Here is a 14,722-nt window from a genome sequence, read left to right on the forward strand (position 1 = left end):
CCGTGGCTGTCCGGGGTCGCCCGTAGGGTTGGGGCGTGCCCCGCCGCCCCACCCTCAGCTACCGGCCCGAGCCCGGCTCGGTCCCCACCCAGCCGGGGGTCTACCGGTTCCGCGACGCCAAGGGCCGCGTGGTCTACGTCGGCAAGGCCAAGAACCTCCGGGCCCGGCTGTCGTCGTACTTCCAGGACATCGGCAACCTCCACCCGCGCACGGCCACCATGGTCACCACGGCGGCCAGCGTGGAGTGGACCGTGGTCACCACCGAGGTCGAGGCCCTGCAGCTGGAGTACTCCTGGATCAAGGAGTTCGACCCCCGCTTCAACGTCAAGTACCGCGACGACAAGTCCTACCCGTGGCTGGCCGTCACGGTCGGCGAGGAGTTCCCGCGGGTGATGGTCGGCCGGGGCGCCAAGAAGCGCGGCACCCGCTACTTCGGCCCCTACAGCCACGCCTGGGCGATCCGCGAGACCGTCGACGTGCTCCTGCGCGTCTTCCCCATGCGCTCCTGCAGCAACGGCGTCTTCAAGCGCTCCCAGCAGGTCGGCCGGCCCTGCCTGCTCGGCTACATCGACAAGTGCTCGGCCCCCTGCGTCGGCAACGTCTCCGCCGAGGAGCACCGCCGCATCGTCGACGACTTCTGCGACTTCATGGCAGGGCAGACCAAGCCGTTCATGAACCGCATCCGCAAGGAGATGTACACCGCCTCCGAGGAGCTCGACTTCGAGCGCGCCGCCCGGCTGCGTGACGACCTCGGCGCGATGGAGCGGGCGCTGGAGAAGCAGGCCGTGGTGCTCGGCGACGGCGCCGACGCCGACGTCGTCGCCTTCGCCGAGGACCCGCTCGAGGTCGCCGTCCAGGTCTTCCACGTCCGCGGCGGACGCATCCGTGGCCAGCGGGGCTGGGTCGCCGACCGGGTGGAGGAGGGCGGGACCGCCGACCTCGTCGACCACTTCCTGCTGCAGTTCTACGGCGGGACCCCCTCCGACGACAACGGCGGCACCATCCCGCGCGAGATCCTGGTGCCGGCGCTGCCGCCCGACGTCGAGACCTTCGAGCGCCTGCTCGGCGACCTCCGCGGCAGCAAGGTCTCGGTGCGGGTGCCGCAGCGCGGCGACAAGAAGGCGCTGCAGGAGACCGTGGCGCGCAACGCGGCGCAGGCGCTGGCGCTCCACCGGACGAAGCGCGCCAGCGACCTGACCACCCGCAACCGCGCGCTCGAGGAGATCCAGGAGGCGCTGGCGCTCGACGAGGTGCCGCTGCGGATCGAGTGCTACGACGTCTCCAACCTCCAGGGCACCGAGGTGGTCGCGTCCATGGTGGTCTTCGAGGACGGGCTGGCCCGCAAGAGCGAGTACCGCCGCTTCGTCATCAGGGGCGTCGACGGCCAGAACGACGTCGCGTCGATGCACGAGGTGATCACCCGCCGGTTCCGCCGGCTCCTCGACGAGCAGGCCGGCTCGCAGCAGGTGGAAGGTGACGACGGGCCGATGCTGGTCGACCCCGAGACCGGCCGTGCCCGCAAGTTCGCCTACGCCCCCGGCCTCGTGGTCGTCGACGGCGGCCCGCCCCAGGTGGCGGCGGCGCAGCGGGCGCTCGACGAGCTCGGCATCGACGACGTGCCCGTGTGCGGGCTGGCCAAGCGGCTCGAGGAGGTCTGGCTCGCCGGCGAGGAGGACCCGGTGATCCTGCCGCGCAGCTCCGAGGGCCTCTACCTGCTGCAGCGGATCCGCGACGAGGCCCACCGGTTCGCAATCGCCCACCACCGTTCGCGCCGGTCGAAGACCATGGTCGAGAGCGTGCTCGACGACGTGCCGGGCCTCGGCGAGGTGCGGCGCCGGACCCTGCTCAAGCACTTCGGCTCGCTGCGCAAGCTGCGCGCCGCGACCGTCGAGGAGATCGCGCAGGTGCCGGGCATCGGTGCCCGCACCGCCGCTGCGATCAAGGATGCGGTGGCCGACGGGAGCGGCCAGACTGTGGCGGTCAACACTGCCACCGGAGAGATCGAGGAGTCCTGATGACGGACGGCCAGCAGGTCGGGGGCCAGCAGGCCGGGAACCACCAGCCCGGCGGCGAGCTCGTGGTGGTGACCGGGATGACCGGCGCCGGCCGCAGCACCGCCGCCAAGGAGCTCGAGGACCTCGGCTTCTACGTCGTCGACAACATGCCGCCCAGCCTGCTGCGCGACGTCGTGCGGCTCGTCGACGAGAGCAGCGGCGTCGAGCAGCCCATCGCCGTGGTCGTCGACGTCCGCTCCGGCTCGTTCTTCCGCTCGCTCCAGGCCAACCTCGCCCAGGGCGCGACCGGCCGTCAGGCCACGCTCGTCTTCCTCGACGCCAGTGACGAGGTGCTCGTCCGCCGCCAGGAGGCCGCGCGCCGTCCCCACCCGCTCCAGGGCAGCGGCCGGCTGCTCGACGGGCTGCAGCGCGAGCGCGAGGTGCTCGGCGAGCTGCGCAGCGAGGCGGACCTGGTCATCGACACCTCCAACCTCAACGTCCACCAGCTCACCGACCGGGTCGCCGAGGCGTTCGGGTCGGCCGACGCCACGCGGCTCAAGGTGACGGTCACCAGCTTCGGCTTCAAGTACGGCATCCCCGTCGACGCCGACTTCGTCGCCGACATGCGCTTCCTGCCCAACCCGTTCTGGGTCCCCGACCTGCGCCCGCTCACCGGCTGCGACACCGAGGTCGCCGACTTCGTCAAGAGCCAGCCAGGCGCCCAGGAGTTCCTCGACGCCTACCTCCCGGTGCTCGAGGGCGTCGCCGAGGGCTACCTGCGCGAGGGCAAGCGGTTCATGCACATCGCCATCGGCTGCACCGGCGGCAAGCACCGCAGCGTCGCCATGACCGAGGAGGTCGCCCGTCGCCTCGCCGACCGCGGCCACAGCGCCCAGGCCACCCACCGGGACCTCGGGCGTGAGTGAGCTCTCCGTCGTCGCCCTGGGCGGCGGGCACGGCCTCCACGCCTCGCTGTCCGCGCTGCGCCACGTCGTGGCGCAGCCGACGGCGGTCGTCACCGTCGCCGACAACGGCGGCTCCTCGGGCCGGCTGCGCGGGGAGTTCGGCGTGCTGCCCCCCGGCGACCTGCGGATGGCGCTGGCCGCGCTCTGCGGCGACGACGAGTGGGGCCGCACCTGGGAGCAGGTCGTCCAGCACCGCTTCGCCGGCGAGGGGGACATGCGTGGCCACGTCGTCGGCAACCTGCTCATCGTCTCGCTGTGGGAGCTGCTCGGCGACCACGTGCAGGCACTCGAGTGGGTCGGCCGGCTGCTGGGGGCCTCCGGCAGGGTGCTGCCGATGGCGCTGACCCCCCTCGACATCACCGCCGAGGTGCGCGGGCTCGACCCGGCGCTGCCGGAGGAGTGCACCACCGTCCGCGGCCAGGTCGCGGTGGCCACCACGCCGGGTGAGATCGTGTCGGTCAGCCTCGACCCCCACGACCCGGTCGCCTGCCCGGAGGCGGTCGCCGCGGTGCGCGCCGCCGACTGGGTCGTGCTCGGGCCGGGCTCGTGGTTCACCTCCGTGATCCCGCACCTCATGGTCCCCGAGCTCCGGGAGGCCCTCGTCGGGACCGCCGCACAGGTGCTGGTCGTGCTCAACCTCGAGGCGCAGGACGGCGAGACCGGCGGCTTCGACGCCGAGGACCACCTCGCCGCTCTGCTCGAGCACGCGCCCGACCTGAAGGTCCACACCGTGCTCGCCGACACCCGGAGCGTCGCCGACGGCGACGGGCGGGCAGGGCTCGCCCGGGCGGTCGCGGCGTACGGCGCGGAGCTGGTGGTCGAGGACGTCGCCGTCGGCGACGGCACCCCCCGCCACGACCCCGACCGGCTCGCCGCGGCCTATGCCCGGATCTTCCGACAGGGGTCCGAGGGTCGTTGACGCGCGTGGCAGGATCACCCGCATGGCGATGACGGCTCAGGTGAAGGCGGAGCTTGCGAGCACCCCGGTCACCAAGACCTGCTGCCGCAAGGCGGAGGTCGCATCGATGCTCAGGTTCGCCGGCGGGCTCCACCTCGTGAGCAGCCGGATCGTGGTCGAGGCGGAGCTCGACACGGGCGCCGCCGCGCGAAGGCTCCGCAAGGACGTCGCGGAGGTCTACGGCCACCAGTCCGACGTCGTGATGGTGCAGGGCAACGGCATCCGCCGCGGTAGTCGCTACCTCGTCCGGATCGCCCGCGACGGCGAGTCACTCGCCCGCCAGACCGGCCTCCTCGACCAGCGCGGACGCCCGGTGCGCGGCCTGCCGCCCCATGTGGTCTCCGGCGGCGGCTGCGACGCCGTCGCTGCCTGGCGCGGCGCCTTCCTCGCCCACGGCTCGCTCACCGAGCCGGGCCGGTCCTCGTCGCTCGAGGTCACCTGCCCCGGCCCCGAGGCCGCGCTGGCGCTCGTCGGCGTCGCCCGACGGCTCGGCATCTCGGCCAAGGCCCGCGAGGTCCGCGGCGTCGACCGGGTCGTCATCCGTGACGGCGACGCGATCGGGGCCCTGCTGACCCGGCTGGGCGCCCACGAGTCGCTGATGGCCTGGGAGGAGCGCCGGATGCGGCGCGAGGTCCGGGCGACCGCCAACCGGCTCGCCAACTTCGACGACGCCAACCTGCGCCGGTCCGCCCGGGCCGCCGTCGCGGCCGGGGCCCGTGTGGGCCGCGCGCTCGAGATCCTCGGCGACGACGTACCCGACCACCTCAAGCTGGCGGGCCACCTGCGGCTCGAGCACAAGCAGGCCTCGCTGGAGGAGCTCGGCCAGCTCCACGACCCGGTCCTCACCAAGGACGCCATCGCCGGCCGGATCCGCCGGCTGCTGGCGATGGCCGACAAGCGTGCCGAGGAGCTGGGCATCCCGGACACCGAGGCGTCGCTGACCCCCGAGATGCTGGCCGACGAGGCCTGAGCCCCGGTTACCCGTACGTACGACGGACAGACCCGTGAGGGGGCTGTCCGGCCGCGCGATAGGGTCGCCACGTCCGCTGATAGCACCCGAGGAGCACCCCCGTGACCGTACGTGTAGGCATCAACGGCTTCGGCCGCATCGGCCGCAACTTCTTCCGCGCTGTGAGGGCGTCCGGCGCGGACATCGAGATCGTCGGCGTCAACGACCTGACCGACAACGCCTCCCTGGCGCACCTGCTCAAGTACGACTCGATCCTGGGTCGCCTCGACGCGGAGGTCTCCTCGACGGAGTCCGCGATCAAGGTCGGCGACCAGGAGATCGCCGCCTTCGCGGAGCGTGACCCGGCCAGCCTCAAGTGGGCCGACCTCGGGGTCGACGTGGTCGTCGAGTCGACCGGCTTCTTCACCGACGCCACCAAGGCGAAGGCCCACGTCGACGCCGGCGCCAAGAAGGTCATCATCTCCGCGCCCGCCTCCAACGAGGACATCACCGTGGTGATGGGCGTCAACCACGAGCAGTACGACCCGGCGGCGCACACCGTCATCTCCAACGCGTCGTGCACCACCAACTGCCTCGCGCCGATGGCGAAGGCCCTCAACGACGGCCTCGGCATCACCAAGGGCCTGATGACGACCATCCACGCCTACACCGCGGACCAGAACCTTCAGGACAACATCCACAAGGACCCGCGCCGGGCCCGCGCAGCCGCGCTCAACATCGTGCCGACCTCGACCGGCGCCGCCAAGGCGATCGGCCTGGTCCTGCCGGAGCTCAAGGGCAAGCTCGACGGCTACGCCCTCCGGGTGCCGACCCCGACCGGCTCGCTGACCGACCTCTCCTTCGAGGCGTCGCGCGAGACCTCGGTCGAGGAGGTCAACGAGATCGTGAAGGCGGCCGCCGACGGCCGCTTCATGCGCTACTCGACCGACCCGATCGTCTCCTCCGACATCGTGACCGACCCGGCGTCGTGCATCTTCGACGCGCCGCTGACCAAGGTCATCGGCAACCAGGTCAAGGTCGCCGGCTGGTACGACAACGAGTGGGGCTACTCCAACCGCCTCGCGGACCTGATCACCTACATCGGCGAGTCCCTCTGACCGTGACGATCGAGAGTCTCGGAGACCTCCGCGGCAAGCGGGTCCTGGTCCGGTCCGACCTGAACGTCCCGCTCGACGGGAGCACCATCACCGACGACGGCCGGGTGCGCGCCAGCGTCCCGACGATCCGCCGCCTCGCCGAGGCGGGCGCGCGGGTCGTCGTGGTGGCCCATCTCGGCCGCCCGAAGGGCGAGCCCGACCCGGCGTACTCGCTGGCACCGGTGGCCGAGCGGCTCGGCGAGCTGCTCGGCGCCCCGGTCGCGTTCGCGACCGACACGGTGGGGGAGAACGCGACCGAGACCGTGGCCGGCCTGGAGGACGGGCAGGTCGCGGTGCTGGAGAACGTCCGCTTCAACGCGGGCGAGACCAGCAAGGTCGACGAGGAGCGGGCCGCCTTCGCGGGCGAGCTCGCCAAGCTCGCCGACGCGTTCGTCTCCGACGGCTTCGGGGTCGTCCACCGCAAGCAGGCCTCGGTCTACGACGTGGCCCTCCGGCTGCCCCACGCGATGGGGCAGCTGGTGGCCGCGGAGACCGAGGTGCTGCGCCGGCTCACGGTCGACCCCGAGCGCCCGTACGTCGTGGTGCTCGGCGGCTCGAAGGTCTCCGACAAGCTGGGCGTCATCGACAACCTGCTCGGCAAGGCCGACAAGCTGCTGATCGGCGGCGGCATGGTCTTCACCTTCCTCAAGGCCCAGGGCCACGAGGTCGGGCGCAGCCTCCTCGAGGAGGACCAGCTGCAGACCTGCCGCGACTACCTCGCCCGGGCCGAGGAGTCCGGCGTCGAGATCGTGCTCCCGTCCGACGTCGTGGTCGACACCGAGTTCCCGTCGGGCGGCCGTGCGCCGCAGCCGCGGGTCGTGGCGGCCTCGGAGATCCCGGCCGACGCGCTCGGCCTCGACATCGGGCCGGAGTCGGGCGAGGCGTTCGCCGCCGCGTTGGCCGGCGCCCGCACCGTCTTCTGGAACGGCCCGATGGGCGTGTTCGAGGTCTCCGCCTTCGCCGAGGGCACCCGCGCGGTGGCCGAGGCCCTCACCCGGGTCGAGGGCCTCTCGGTGGTCGGCGGCGGCGACTCCGCCGCCGCGGTGCGTGCCCTCGGCTTCGACGAGGACGCCTTCGGCCACATCTCCACCGGCGGCGGCGCGAGCCTCGAGTTCCTCGAGGGCCGCGAGCTGCCCGGCATCGCCGTCCTCGAGCGCTGAGACCCGCCCCGGTCCTCACCCTCCATCACCGTCACAAGGAGTCCCATGCCCGCGAAGCAGTCCGACCGCACGCCGCTCATGGCCGGCAACTGGAAGATGAACCTCAACCACCAGGAAGCGGTGGTGCTGGTCCAGAAGCTCGCGTGGACGCTGGCCGACAAGAAGCACGACTACGGCCAGGTCGAGGTCGCGGTGGTGCCGCCGTTCACCGACCTGCGTTCGGTGCAGACGCTCGTCGACGGTGACCGGCTGCTCGTGAAGTACGGCGCGCAGGACGTCTCGATGCACGACTCGGGCGCCTACACCGGCGAGATCTCGGCGGGGATGCTGGCCAAGCTCGGCTGCTCCTACGTCGTGGTCGGCCACTCCGAGCGTCGCGAGTACCACGCGGAGACCGACGAGGTCGTCAACGCCAAGGCCCACAAGGCGCTCGACGCCGGGATGACCCCGATCGTCTGCGTCGGCGAGGGTCTCGAGGTCCGCCAGGCCGGCGACCACGTGTCCTACACGCTCGCCCAGGTCGACGGCTCGCTGGCGGGCTTCTCGGCCGAGCAGGTCGCCGGGCTCGTCATCGCCTACGAGCCGGTCTGGGCGATCGGCACCGGCGAGGTCGCCACGCCCGACGACGCGCAGGAGGTCTGTGCCGCGATCCGCGAGCGGATCCGCGAGGTGCACGGCGACGCCGCCGCCGACGGCGTCCGGATCCTCTACGGCGGCTCGGTGAAGGCCAACAACGTCGCCGGGATCATGGACCGCAAGGACGTCGACGGGGCGCTCGTCGGGGGTGCGAGCCTCCAGGCCGACGAGTTCGGTGCCATCTGCCGGTTCTACGACATGCCGCTCCTCTGAGCGCGGGAAGCATCACGTAGGCTTCGGGACGTGGAAACCTTCTTCACCATCATCCTCATGGTCACCAGCGCGCTGATGATCCTGCTGGTGCTCCTGCACAAGGGCCGTGGGGGCGGCCTGTCCGACATGTTCGGCGGCGGCGTGTCCAGCTCGCTGGGCGGCTCGTCGGTCGCCGAGCGCAACCTCGACCGGCTGACCATCGGCATCGGGGTCATCTGGTTCGCGGTCGTCATCGCCCTGGGCCTGGTCAAGGCCTACTGACACGCCCGGGCCGCTGAGTCCGAGGGCTACTGAGAAAGGGTTCACCCTGTGGCTGGTGGAGGAAACGCAATCCGCGGGAGCCGGGTCGGCGCGGGCCCCATGGGGGAGGCCGAGCGCGGCGAGGCAGCCCCGCGACAGGCGGTCACCTACTACTGCTCCCACGAGCACCGCTCGGTGGTGACGTTCTCCGTCGAGGCCCAGGTGCCCGACTCGTGGGACTGCCCCAAGTGCGGCCTGCCGGCGAGCCTCGACTCGGAGAACCCGCCCCCGGCCCCCAAGATCGAGCCCTACAAGACACACCTCGCCTACGTGAAGGAGCGCCGCTCCGACGCCGAGGCGGAGACGATCCTGGACGAGGCCATCCAGCTGCTGCGCACCCGCCGCAAGAACGGCGAGATCATCTTCTGAGCATCGCGGCCCGGAGCCTGCCGGCCCCGGCGCTGCTAGAGCTCCGAGGCCGCCGGCCGGTCGAGGAACCACGTGGTCTCCTCGCGGCCGGCCAGCGCGGCCGCCGGGATCTCGTGGCGGTCCGTCCCCTCGTCGAGCGCGCGGGCCACGGCCCCGGCCTTCGCGTCCCCGCTGACGAGGAACCACACCACCCGGCTGCGCTCCAGCGCCGCACAGGTCAGGGTGATCCGCTCCGGCGGCGGCTTGGGCGAGCCGGTGACCGGCACCGCGACGCGGTCGGTCACGTCGAGCTGCGGGAACCCGGGGAACAGCGACGCGACGTGGCCGTCGGGCCCCACACCCAGCATCACGACGTCGAACTCGCCGGCGCCGTGCGCGCGCACCTCGTCGGCGTACGCCGCGGCGGCGTCCTCCAGCGAGCGGCCCTCGTCGGCGGCGGGCATCTCGTGCACGCGGGAGGGGTCCACCCCGACCGCGTCGAGCAGCGCAGCCCGCGCCTGGCCGGCGTTGCGGTCCGGCGAGCCGCGCTCGACGAAGCGCTCGTCGCCCCACCAGACCTCGACCCGGCCCCAGTCGACCTCGGAGTCCGGGGAGAGCCGGGCCAGCTCACGGTGGATCGCGTCGGCGATCGTCCCGCCGGTCAGCACGACCTGGGGGACGCGGCCGGCGCGCTGCACGTCGACGAGCCGCGACAGCAGCTCGCCCGCGACGGCCGTCGCCAGTGCCGCCGCGTCGTCGTGGACCTCGATGAGGGGGGACGGTGCGCTCAACTCTTCCTCCCGCGCTGCTTGGCGAGCCGCCGGGCGGTGGCGGCGTAGACGTCGTCCTCGTCGAGGCGACGGAACTCCTCGGCGAGCAGCTCCGGCAGTTCCCGACGCTTGAGCGCCACCGGCCGGTCCGGACGGCCCGGCGAGGAGAAGATCGCGAGCTTGCCGTCGGGACGGCTGATGGTGATCGGGCCCTCCTTGGTCTCGAGCACCACCTCGGTGATGCCGGGGCCTTCGCTCGTGCGACGGTCGACCCGGACCCGGAGCCGGTCGCTGAGCCACGCGGCGAGCAGGTCGGCCGAGGGGCTGATCCGCTCGGAGGTCACCGAGGCGCGCGTGACCTTGAGCCGGTGCTGGTCGAGCGCGGCGGCGAGCAGCGCGCGCCACGGCGTGATGCGTGTCCAGGCGAGGTCGGTGTTGCCCCGCGAGTAGGCCATGCACTGCAGCTGGATGGCGCGGGTACGACGTCGCGTCGCCGCCGCCGAGTCGGTGACCCGACGCTGCGCCAGCGACCCCAGCGGGTCGGCGGCCGGGTCGTCGGGGCTGTCGGTGGGCCACCAGATGGCGACGGGGGAGTCGGGGAGCAGCAGCGGCAGCACCACGGACTCGGGGTGCTTGGTCACCTCGCCCTTGAGCCGGATCAGTGCGGTCTCACCCGTCCAGCCGGAGCCCGAACCGATCCCCACCTGGGCATTGACCTGCGACGAGCCGCGGCCGTCGCCGAGGATCACGCCGAGGACCCGGGCGGGGTGCTCGTGCGAGGCCGCCTGGGCGGCCTCCATGGCGTCCTCCGCGTCGTCCTCGTCGACCACGATGATGAGGGTCATCACCATGCCCATCGCCGGGCTGCCGGCGCGGGTGCGGGCCCGCACGAACTCGGCGGCGATCTCTGCCGAGTTGGTGTCGGTGAGCTCGATCATCGCTGTCCCTCCGCCGTCACGGTCGCCTCCACACCCGGCCGTCGCGGGCCAGCATCTTGTCCGCCGACGCGGGTCCCCAGGAGCCGGACGGGTAGGGCTCCGGCTTGCCCTTGCGCGAGGAGTCCTGCCGCGCCCAGTGGTCGAGGATCGGGTCGAGGATCTTCCACGACAGCTCCACCTCCTCGTGGCGCGGGAACAGCGGCGGGTCCCCGAGCAGCACGTCGAGGATCAGCCGTTCGTAGGCTTCGGGGCTGGCCTCGGTGAAGCTGCCGCCGTAGGCGAAGTCCATGTTGACGTCGCGGATCTCCATGGAGGTGCCTGGCACCTTCGACCCGAAGCGCATGGTCATGCCCTCGTCGGGCTGAACCCGGATCACCAAGGCGTTCTGGGTGAGCTCCTCGGTCGAGGACGCCGCGAACGGCAGGTGCGGGGCCCGCTTGAAGACGATGGCCACCTCGGTCACCCGGCGGCCGAGCCGCTTGCCCGTGCGCAGGTAGAACGGCACCCCGGCCCATCGCCGGGAGTCGATGTGGAGCGTCACCGCGGCATAGGTCTCGGTGGTCGACGAGGCGGGGATCCCTTCCTCGTCGAGGAAGCCGCCGACCTTCTCGCCGCCCGCCCAGCCGGCGGCGTACTGGCCGCGGGCGGTGGTGAGGTCGAGCCGGTTCGGAAGCCGGACGCTCGCCAGCACCTTCTGCTTCTCGAATCGGAGGCCCTCGGCGTCGAACGACGTCGGCTCCTCCATCGCGACGAGCGCCATCAGCTGCAGCAGGTGGTTCTGGATGACGTCGCGCGCGGCGCCGATCCCGTCGTAGTAGCCGGCCCGGCCCCCGATGCCGATGTCCTCGGCCATCGTGATCTGGACGTGGTCGACGTAGTTGGAGTTCCAGATCGGCTCGAACAGGGTGTTGGCGAAGCGCATCGCGAGGATGTTCTGGACGGTCTCCTTGCCGAGGTAGTGGTCGATCCGGAAGATCGAGCCGGACGGGAAGACCTGGCCCAGGACCTCGTTGAGCTCCCGGGCCGACTCGAGGTCGTGCCCGAACGGCTTCTCGACCACGACCCGGCGCCAGCTGCCGTCGCGCTCCGTGGCGAGGCCGTGCTCCTTGAGCTGGCCGACGACGTCGCCGAAGAAGCCCGGCGGGATGGCGAGGTAGAACGCGTGGTTGCCGCCGGTGCCGCGCTCCTCGTCGAGCTCCTCGATCGTGCGCCGCAGCTGGTCGAACGCCTTGTCGTCGTCGAACTCGCCCGGCACGAACCGGAAACCCTCGGAGAGCTGGCGCCAGACCTCCTCGCGGAACTCGGTACGGGAGTGCTCCTTGACGGCGTCGCGGACGATCTGCTCGAAGTCCTGGTTGGCCCAGTCACGCCGCGCGAAGCCGACCAGGCTGAAGCCCGGCGGCAGCAGCCCCCGGTTGGCCAGGTCGTAGATCGCCGGCATCACCTTCTTGCGCGACAGGTCGCCGGTGACGCCGAACAGCACGAGGCCACAGGGCCCGGCGATCCGGGGGAGCCGACGGTCCTGCGGGTCCCGCAGCGGGTTGACGTACGTCATCGAGTGCGGTGCCTCCGGTAGTAGTCGATGAGGGAGCGGGTGGCGGGGTCCTGTGCTGCGAGGGCCTCCTCGTCGCCCCCGACGGCCGGGGCGACCTGCTGCGCCAGCTGCTTGCCGAGCTCCACGCCCCACTGGTCGAAGCTGTCGATGCCCCAGACGACGCCCTGCACGAAGGTGATGTGCTCGTAGAGCGCGATCAGCTGGCCGAGCACGGCGGGGGTGAGCTCGGGCGCCATGATCGAGGTGGTCGGACGGTTGCCGGCAAACGTGCGTGCCGGGACCAGCGCCTCGTCGGTCCCCTCCGCGCGGACCTCGTCGGGCGTCTTGCCGAAGGCCAGTGCCTTGGTCTGCGCGAAGAAGTTCGAGAGGAACAGCTCGTGCACGTCCTGGTCGCCGTCCGCCAGGGGGTACGCCGGGCGGGCGAACGCGATGAAGTCGGCCGGCACGAGGCGCGTGCCCTGGTGGATGAGCTGGTAGAACGCGTGCTGCCCGTTGGTGCCGGGCTCGCCCCACCAGACCTCCCCGGTGCCGGTCGTGACCGGCGAGCCGTCCCAGCGCACGGACTTGCCGTTGGACTCCATCGTGAGCTGCTGCAGGTAGGCCGGGAACCGGTGCAGCAGCTGGGCGTAGGGCAGCACGGCATGGGTCTCGGCGCCCAGGAAGTCGGAGTACCAGACGTTGAGCAGCCCCATCAGCGCCGGGACGTTGCCTGCAAGCGGGGTGGCGCGGAAGTGCTCGTCCATCGCGTGCATCCCGGCCAGCAGCTCGGCGAACCGCTCGGGACCGATCGCGACGACCAGCGACGCGCCGATCGCGGAGTCCATCGAGTAGCGGCCACCGACCCAGTCCCAGAACCCGAACGCGTTGTCGGGGTCGATGCCGAAGTCGGCCACCTTGTCGAGGGCGGTCGAGACCGCCACGAAGTGGCGCGAGACCGCCTCGCCGCTGTCGTGACCCGACAGCCCGTCCAGCAGCCACGCCTTGCAGAGCCGGGCGTTGGTCAGCGTCTCGAGGGTGGTGAACGTCTTGCTGGAGACGATGAAGAGCGTCGTGGCCGGGTCGAGCCCCTCGAGCGTCCGCGCCGCGTCGGTGGGGTCGATGTTGCTGAGGAACCGGCACTCCAGCCCGTCCTGCACGTACGGCGCCAGTGCCTCGTAGGCCATCACCGGTCCGAGGTCGGAGCCCCCGATGCCGATGTTCACGACCGTCCGGACGCGCTCGCCGGTCACGCCGGTCCACTCGCCCGAGCGCACCCGCCCGGCGAAGTCGTAGACCCGTCCGAGGACCTCGTGGACGTCCGTCACGACGTCCTGCCCGTCGACCTCGAGCTTCGCGTCGGCGGGCAGCCGCAGGGCGGTGTGCAGGACTGCGCGGTCCTCGGTCACGTTGATGTGGTCGCCGCGGAACATCGCCTCGCGGCGCTCCAGGAGCCCGACCTCGCCGGCGAGGTCGAGGAGCGCCGCCAGGACGTCGTCATCGACCAGGTTCCGGGAGAGGTCGACGTGGAGGTCGGCGGCCCCGAGCGTCAGCCGCTCGACCCGCCCGGGCTCGTCGAGCAGCGCCCGGAGGTCGGGTGCGAACCCGTCGGCCAGGCGGGCCAGCCGTCCCCACGCCTGCGTCGTGCTGGCGTCGACCGGCGCGTCGCTCACTGCTTCGCCGCCTCCAGCTGGCCCTGCACGGTCTCGAGCAGCTCGTCCCACGACGCCACGAACTTGTCGACGCCCTCCTGCTCCAGGGTGGCGATGACGTCGTCGTAGTCGATGCCGACCTCCGCGAGCGCCGCCATCACCTGCTCGGCGTCGTCGTACTGCGTGGTGACCTGGTCGCCGTCGACCTCGCCGTGGTCGGCGAAGGCCTCCATCGTCTTCTCCGGCATGGTGTTGACGATGTTGGCGACCACGAGGTCGGAGACGTACATCGTGTCCCGGTAGTCGGGGTTCTTCACGCCCGTGGACGCCCACAGCGGACGCTGGGTGTTGGCGCCGGCCTCGGCCAGCGCCTGCCAGCGGTCGCCGGAGAAGAACTCGCGGTAGGCGCGGTAGGCGAGCCGGGCGTTCGCGACGCCGGCCTTCCCGCGCAGCGCCAGCGCCTCGTCGGTGCCGATCGCCTCGAGCCGCTTGTCGATCTCGGTGTCGACGCGGGAGACGAAGAACGACGCGACCGAGTGGATGCTCGAGAGGTCGCGGCCCGCGGCGTGCGCCTTCTCGAGACCGGCGACGTAGGCCTCCATCACCGAGCGGTAGCGGTCGAGGCCGAAGATCAGCGTGACGTTGACGCTGATGCCCTCGGCCAGGGCGTCGGTGATCGCCGGCGCCCCCTCGGTCGTCGCGGGGATCTTGATGAAGAGGTTCTCGCGGTCGACGGCAGACCACAGCTCCTTGGCGGAGGCGAGCGTGCCGTCGGTGTCGAAGGCCAGCGTCGGCGCCACCTCGATGGAGACGCGGCCGTCGACGCCACCGGTCGCCTCGAACACGGGGCGCAGGACGTCGCACGCGGCGCGGACGTCCGCGGTGGTCAGCTCGAAGACGGCGCTGTCGACGTCGGTGCCGCGGCCGGCGAGCTCGCGGACCTGGTCGTCGTAGCGCTCGCCGTCGGCCACCGCGGCGGCGAAGATCGTCGGGTTGGTGGTGACCCCGACGACGGAGCGGTCCTTGATGAGGTCGGCGAGGTTGCCGGTCTCGATCCGCTCGCGCGACAGGTCGTCGAGCCAGACGGAGACTCCGGCCTCGCTGAGCTTCTGGAGACGGTCGAAGGTGTCGGACATGGTGGTGCTCCCTTC

Annotated in this window: 14 protein-coding genes; 9 read left to right on the forward strand and 5 right to left on the reverse strand. The window is 71.9% G+C overall.

Annotated features, from left to right (window positions below; genetic code table 11):
* Positions 1-35 precede the first annotated feature (35 nt).
* The 9 genes from uvrC to ACFP2E_RS00925 all read left to right on the forward strand — a co-directional run bounded on the left by uvrC (position 36) and on the right by ACFP2E_RS00925 (position 8,701).
* Positions 36-2,015, forward strand: a complete 1,980-nt coding sequence (uvrC, locus tag ACFP2E_RS00885) for an excinuclease ABC subunit UvrC (RefSeq protein ID WP_378521742.1) — start codon at positions 36-38, stop codon at positions 2,013-2,015.
* On the forward strand, positions 2,015-2,920 hold the full coding sequence (gene rapZ, locus ACFP2E_RS00890) for an RNase adapter RapZ (RefSeq protein ID WP_378521743.1): 906 nt from the start codon (positions 2,015-2,017) through the stop codon (positions 2,918-2,920). Before uvrC ends, rapZ begins: the two co-directional genes overlap by 1 nt.
* A complete protein-coding gene (gene yvcK, locus ACFP2E_RS00895) occupies positions 2,913-3,878 on the forward strand; it encodes a uridine diphosphate-N-acetylglucosamine-binding protein YvcK (RefSeq protein ID WP_378521744.1) in 966 nt (321 codons plus the stop codon). Before rapZ ends, yvcK begins: the two co-directional genes overlap by 8 nt.
* A gap of 22 nt (positions 3,879-3,900) precedes the next feature.
* A complete protein-coding gene (gene whiA, locus ACFP2E_RS00900) occupies positions 3,901-4,887 on the forward strand; it encodes a DNA-binding protein WhiA (RefSeq protein ID WP_378521745.1) in 987 nt (328 codons plus the stop codon).
* 101 nt (positions 4,888-4,988) lie between these two features.
* Entirely contained in the window at positions 4,989-5,984 is a 996-nt protein-coding gene (gene gap, locus ACFP2E_RS00905; protein WP_378521746.1) for a type I glyceraldehyde-3-phosphate dehydrogenase, read from the forward strand.
* A gap of 2 nt (positions 5,985-5,986) precedes the next feature.
* Complete coding sequence (locus ACFP2E_RS00910) at positions 5,987-7,183, forward strand: phosphoglycerate kinase (protein ID WP_378521747.1); 1,197 nt, start codon at positions 5,987-5,989, stop codon at positions 7,181-7,183.
* 45 nt (positions 7,184-7,228) lie between these two features.
* The gene (gene tpiA / locus ACFP2E_RS00915) at positions 7,229-8,032 is read left to right on the forward strand and encodes a triose-phosphate isomerase (RefSeq protein WP_378521748.1); all 804 of its coding nucleotides are present in this window, start codon (positions 7,229-7,231) and stop codon (positions 8,030-8,032) included.
* Positions 8,033-8,062: 30 nt separating this feature from the next.
* Positions 8,063-8,293, forward strand: coding sequence for a preprotein translocase subunit SecG (gene secG, locus ACFP2E_RS00920; RefSeq protein WP_378521749.1), 231 nt, complete (start codon positions 8,063-8,065; stop codon positions 8,291-8,293).
* A 48-nt stretch (positions 8,294-8,341) separates the two neighbouring features.
* Positions 8,342-8,701: an RNA polymerase-binding protein RbpA gene (locus tag ACFP2E_RS00925; protein ID WP_378521750.1), complete on the forward strand. Its 360-nt coding sequence runs from the start codon at positions 8,342-8,344 to the stop codon at positions 8,699-8,701.
* Positions 8,702-8,736: 35 nt separating this feature from the next.
* Here the strand turns inward: ACFP2E_RS00925 and pgl are convergent, their stop codons facing one another.
* From pgl to tal, 5 genes are read right to left on the reverse strand one after another with little or no spacing between them, the layout of a single operon-like run.
* On the reverse strand, positions 8,737-9,471 hold the full coding sequence (gene pgl, locus ACFP2E_RS00930; protein WP_378521751.1) for a 6-phosphogluconolactonase: 735 nt from the start codon (positions 9,469-9,471) through the stop codon (positions 8,737-8,739).
* Positions 9,468-10,388 carry a glucose-6-phosphate dehydrogenase assembly protein OpcA gene (locus ACFP2E_RS00935; RefSeq protein WP_378521752.1) on the reverse strand — a complete coding sequence of 307 codons (921 nt, stop codon included), beginning with the start codon at positions 10,386-10,388 and terminating at the stop codon, positions 9,468-9,470. Before ACFP2E_RS00935 ends, pgl begins: the two co-directional genes overlap by 4 nt.
* A 16-nt stretch (positions 10,389-10,404) precedes the next feature.
* Complete coding sequence (zwf, locus tag ACFP2E_RS00940) at positions 10,405-11,943, reverse strand: glucose-6-phosphate dehydrogenase (protein ID WP_378521753.1); 1,539 nt, start codon at positions 11,941-11,943, stop codon at positions 10,405-10,407.
* A complete protein-coding gene (gene pgi, locus ACFP2E_RS00945; protein WP_378521754.1) occupies positions 11,940-13,592 on the reverse strand; it encodes a glucose-6-phosphate isomerase in 1,653 nt (550 codons plus the stop codon). Before pgi ends, zwf begins: the two co-directional genes overlap by 4 nt.
* A complete protein-coding gene (gene tal / locus ACFP2E_RS00950) occupies positions 13,589-14,707 on the reverse strand; it encodes a transaldolase (RefSeq protein WP_378521755.1) in 1,119 nt (372 codons plus the stop codon). Before tal ends, pgi begins: the two co-directional genes overlap by 4 nt.
* Positions 14,708-14,722: the final 15 nt, after the last annotated feature.

The sequence above is a fragment of the Nocardioides sp. GCM10027114 genome, assembly GCF_042659625.1.
Lineage (GTDB): Bacteria > Actinomycetota > Actinomycetes > Propionibacteriales > Nocardioidaceae > Nocardioides.